The organism is Nocardia jinanensis (genome assembly GCF_014645735.1).
GTDB classification, from domain to species: domain Bacteria; phylum Actinomycetota; class Actinomycetes; order Mycobacteriales; family Mycobacteriaceae; genus Nocardia; species Nocardia jinanensis.
Genome location: NZ_BMMH01000051.1, coordinates 1 through 5,034, shown reverse-complemented (window position 1 = coordinate 5,034; position 5,034 = coordinate 1). Strand labels below are relative to the sequence as shown.

The 5,034-nt window shown below is 56.1% G+C and carries 2 rRNA genes; both read right to left on the bottom strand.

Annotated features, from left to right (window positions below):
* Window positions 1-21: 21 nt before the first annotated feature.
* Window positions 22-3,153: ribosomal RNA gene (locus IEY68_RS35755) — 23S ribosomal RNA — on the bottom strand.
* A gap of 327 nt (window positions 3,154-3,480) precedes the next feature.
* Window positions 3,481-4,997: ribosomal RNA gene (locus IEY68_RS35750) — 16S ribosomal RNA — on the bottom strand.
* The 16S and 23S rRNA genes sit together here, the layout of an rRNA operon.
* Window positions 4,998-5,034 lie beyond the last annotated feature (37 nt).

Here is a 5,034-nt window from a genome sequence, read left to right as displayed (position 1 = left end):
GTGGACGCGTAGCAATCTTTGTTCAGTAAGCCCTCGGCCTATTAGTACCGGTCACCTGCACACGTTACCGTGCTTCCAGTTCCGGCCTATCAACCCCATGGTCTGTAGGGGGCCTTAACCACTCTAGGTGGTGGGAAACCTCATCTTGGAACAGGCTTCCCGCTTAGATGCTTTCAGCGGTTATCCCTTCCGAACGTAGCCAACCAGCCGTGCCCCTGGCGGGACAACTGGCACACCAGAGGTTCGTCCGTCCCGGTCCTCTCGTACTAGGGACAGCCTTCCTCAAGTTTCCAACGCGCGCGGCGGATAGAGACCGAACTGTCTCACGACGTTCTAAACCCAGCTCGCGTGCCGCTTTAATGGGCGAACAGCCCAACCCTTGGGACCTACTCCAGCCCCAGGATGCGACGAGCCGACATCGAGGTGCCAAACCATCCCGTCGATATGGACTCTTGGGGAAGATCAGCCTGTTATCCCCGGGGTACCTTTTATCCGTTGAGCGACACCGCTTCCACTTGCCGGTGCCGGATCACTAGTCCCGACTTTCGTCCCTGCTCGACCTGTCAGTCTCACAGTCAAGCTCCCTTGTGCACTTGCACTCAACACCTGATTGCCAACCAGGCTGAGGGAACCTTTGGGCGCCTCCGTTACATTTTGGGAGGCAACCGCCCCAGTTAAACTACCCACCAGGCACTGTCCCTGAACCAGATCATGGTCCGAGGTTAGAGGTCCAATACGATCAGAGTGGTATTTCAACGTTGACTCCACACACACTGGCGTGCATGCTTCACAGTCTCCCACCTATCCTACACAAACCGTACCGAACACCAATACCAAGCTATAGTGAAGGTCCCGGGGTCTTTTCGTCCTGCCGCGCGTAACGAGCATCTTTACTCGTAGTGCAATTTCGCCGAGTCTGTGGTCGAGACAGCAGAGAAGTCGTTACGCCATTCGTGCAGGTCGGAACTTACCCGACAAGGAATTTCGCTACCTTAGGATGGTTATAGTTACCACCGCCGTTTACCGGGGCTTAAATTCTCAGCTTCGCGCCGAAGCGCTAACCGGTCCTCTTAACCTTCCGGCACCGGGCAGGCGTCAGTCCGTATACATCGTCTTACGACTTCGCACGGACCTGTGTTTTTAGTAAACAGTCGCTTCTCTCTGGTCTCTGCGACCACACCCAGCTCCCACCGTAAAGGCGTTCACCGGACATGGTCCCCCTTCTCCCGAAGTTACGGGGGCATTTTGCCGAGTTCCTTGACCACAGTTATCTCGATCGCCTTAGTATTCTCTACCTGACCACCTGTGTCGGTTTGGGGTACGGGCCGTGTACCAACTCACTAGAGGCTTTTCTCGGCAGCATAGGATCACTGAATTCGCCTCAATCGGCTACGCATCACCTCTCAGGCTATATGCTGTGCGGATTTGCCTACACAACGCCCTACAGGCTTACACCAGTACAACCACTGACTGGCCCAGCTACCTTCCTGCGTCACCCCATCGCTTGACTACTACACCCAGGGTCGTGCGCAGCCGCTTTCAGCCTCCCGAAGGAGGTCCGTCCGCATTTGGGCACTTAGCACAGATGATTCGCCATTGGGCGCGGATACACGGGTACGGGAATATCAACCCGTTGTCCATCGACTACGCCTGTCGGCCTCGCCTTAGGTCCCGACTCACCCTGGGCGGATTAACCTGGCCCAGGAACCCTTGGTCATTCGGCGGACGAGTTTCTCACTCGTCTTTCGCTACTCATGCCTGCATTCTCACTCGCGCAGCCTCCACAACTAGGTCACCCCGCTGCTTCCCTGGCTACACGACGCTCCCCTACCCAGCCACACCACTGCACACCAGACCGTAGTCCGATGCGGATGTATTGTGTGACTGCCGCGGCTTCGGCGGTGTACTTGAGCCCCGCTACATTGTCGGCGCAGGATCACTCGACCAGTGAGCTATTACGCACTCTTTCAAGGGTGGCTGCTTCTAAGCCAACCTCCTGGCTGTCTGCGCAATCCCACATCCTTTTCCACTTAGTACACGCTTAGGGGCCTTAGCCGGCGATCTGGGCTGTTTCCCTCTCGACTACGAAGCTTATCCCCCGCAGTCTCACTGCCGCGCTCTCACTCACCGGCATTCGGAGTTTGGCTGATTTCGGTAAGCTTGTGGGCCCCCTAGACCATCCAGTAGCTCTACCTCCGGTGAGAAACACGCGACGCTGCACCTAAATGCATTTCGGGGAGAACCAGCTATCACGGAGTTTGATTGGCCTTTCACCCCTACCCACAGCTCATCCCCTCAGTTTTCAACCTAAGTGGGTTCGGGCCTCCACGACGTCTTACCGTCGCTTCACCCTGGCCATGGGTAGATCACTCCGCTTCGGGTCTAGAACACGCGACTCAAACGCCCTATTCGGACTCGCTTTCGCTACGGCTACCCCACACGGGTTAACCTCGCCACATGCCACTAACTCGCAGGCTCATTCTTCAAAAGGCACGCCATCACCCACCACAGTAAACTGTGCACAGGCTCTGACGGATTGTAAGCGCACGGTTTCAGGTACTATTTCACTCCCCTCCCGGGGTACTTTTCACCTTTCCCTCACGGTACTAGTCCGCTATCGGTCACCAGGGAGTATTCAGGCTTACCGGGTGGTCCCGGCAGATTCACAGCAGATTTCACGGGCCCGCTGCTACTCGGGTACTCACTACAACAGAGAACATGTTTTCGCCTACCGGACTCTCACCGTCTACGGTTGGCCGTCCCAGACCAATTCGACTAACATGAACTTTTCTGACTGTTGCTCGCCACGGCAGTGACAAGAAAGTGAGCCCCACAACCCCACACGTGCAACGCCTGCCGGCTATCACACACGCATGGTTTAGCCTCATCCGCTTTCGCTCGCCACTACTCACGGAATCACATGTTGTTTTCTCTTCCTGTGGGTACTGAGATGTTTCACTTCCCCACGTTCCCTCCACACACCCTATATATTCAGATGCGGGTAACACGACATCACTCGTGCTGGGTTTCCCCATTCGGACACCCTCGGATCACAGCTCGGTTGACAGCTCCCCGAGGCTTATCGCAGCCTCCTACGTCCTTCATCGGCTCCTGGTGCCAAGGCATCCACCGTACGCTCTTAAAAACTTACAAAACAAAGATGCTCGCGTCCACTGTGCAGTTCTCAAACAACACACCCACTCAGACTGAATCACCGGACCTACCAGCCAACCGGCTGACGGTATCTCGAGAAATCCGAATGGATCGTATTATCTTGCCTGGAAAGAACGTCTGTTCTTTCAGGACCCAACAGTGTGTTGATATATCCACCACGACCAGGACACTGAGTTCCCGATCGAATGCGATAGAAGTTGTCAGCGTTCCACCCATGAGCAACCATCGGAAAACATTCGCTTCCGAAATGGCCTCTGCCAGAAACACACCCACCTACGTGAGCGGTCCTGGAGAAATGCTCCTTAGAAAGGAGGTGATCCAGCCGCACCTTCCGGTACGGCTACCTTGTTACGACTTCGTCCCAATCGCCGATCCCACCTTCGACGGCTCCCTCCACAAGGGTTAGGCCACCGGCTTCGGGTGTTACCGACTTTCATGACGTGACGGGCGGTGTGTACAAGGCCCGGGAACGTATTCACCGCAGCGTTGCTGATCTGCGATTACTAGCGACTCCAACTTCACGGGGTCGAGTTGCAGACCCCGATCCGAACTGAGACCGGCTTTAAGGGATTCGCTCCACCTCGCGGTATCGCAGCCCTCTGTACCGGCCATTGTAGCATGTGTGAAGCCCTGGACATAAGGGGCATGATGACTTGACGTCGTCCCCACCTTCCTCCGAGTTGACCCCGGCAGTCTCTCACGAGTCCCCGCCATTACGCGCTGGCAACATAAGATAAGGGTTGCGCTCGTTGCGGGACTTAACCCAACATCTCACGACACGAGCTGACGACAGCCATGCACCACCTGTACACCGACCACAAGGGGGCCTACATCTCTGCAGGTTTCCGGTGTATGTCAAACCCAGGTAAGGTTCTTCGCGTTGCATCGAATTAATCCACATGCTCCGCCGCTTGTGCGGGCCCCCGTCAATTCCTTTGAGTTTTAGCCTTGCGGCCGTACTCCCCAGGCGGGGTACTTAATGCGTTAGCTACGGCACGGATCCCGTGGAAGGAAACCCACACCTAGTACCCACCGTTTACGGCATGGACTACCAGGGTATCTAATCCTGTTCGCTACCCATGCTTTCGCTTCTCAGCGTCAGTTACTTCCCAGAGACCCGCCTTCGCCACCGGTGTTCCTCCTGATATCTGCGCATTTCACCGCTACACCAGGAATTCCAGTCTCCCCTGAAGTACTCTAGTCTGCCCGTATCGCCTGCAAGCTTAAGGTTGAGCCCCAAGTTTTCACAGATGACGTGACAGACCGCCTACAAGCTCTTTACGCCCAGTAATTCCGGACAACGCTCGCACCCTACGTATTACCGCGGCTGCTGGCACGTAGTTGGCCGGTGCTTCTTATACTCCTACCGTCACTTTCGCTTCGTCGGAGTCGAAAGAGGTTTACAACCCGAAGGCCGTCATCCCTCACGCGGCGTCGCTGCATCAGGCTTCCGCCCATTGTGCAATATTCCCCACTGCTGCCTCCCGTAGGAGTCTGGGCCGTGTCTCAGTCCCAGTGTGGCCGGTCGCCCTCTCAGGCCGGCTACCCGTCGTCGCCTTGGTAGGCCATTACCCCACCAACAAGCTGATAGGCCGCGGGCTCATCTTGCACCAATAAATCTTTCCACCCCCAGTCATGCAACTGGAGGTCATATCCGGTATTAGACCCAGTTTCCCAGGCTTATCCCAGAGTGCAAGGCAGATCACCCACGTGTTACTCACCCGTTCGCCGCTCGTGTACCCCGAAGGGCCTTACCGCTCGACTTGCATGTGTTAAGCACGCCGCCAGCGTTCGTCCTGAGCCAGGATCAAACTCTCCGTTGAAGACTCACAATCACACCCGAAGGCGCAATCAAAAGTA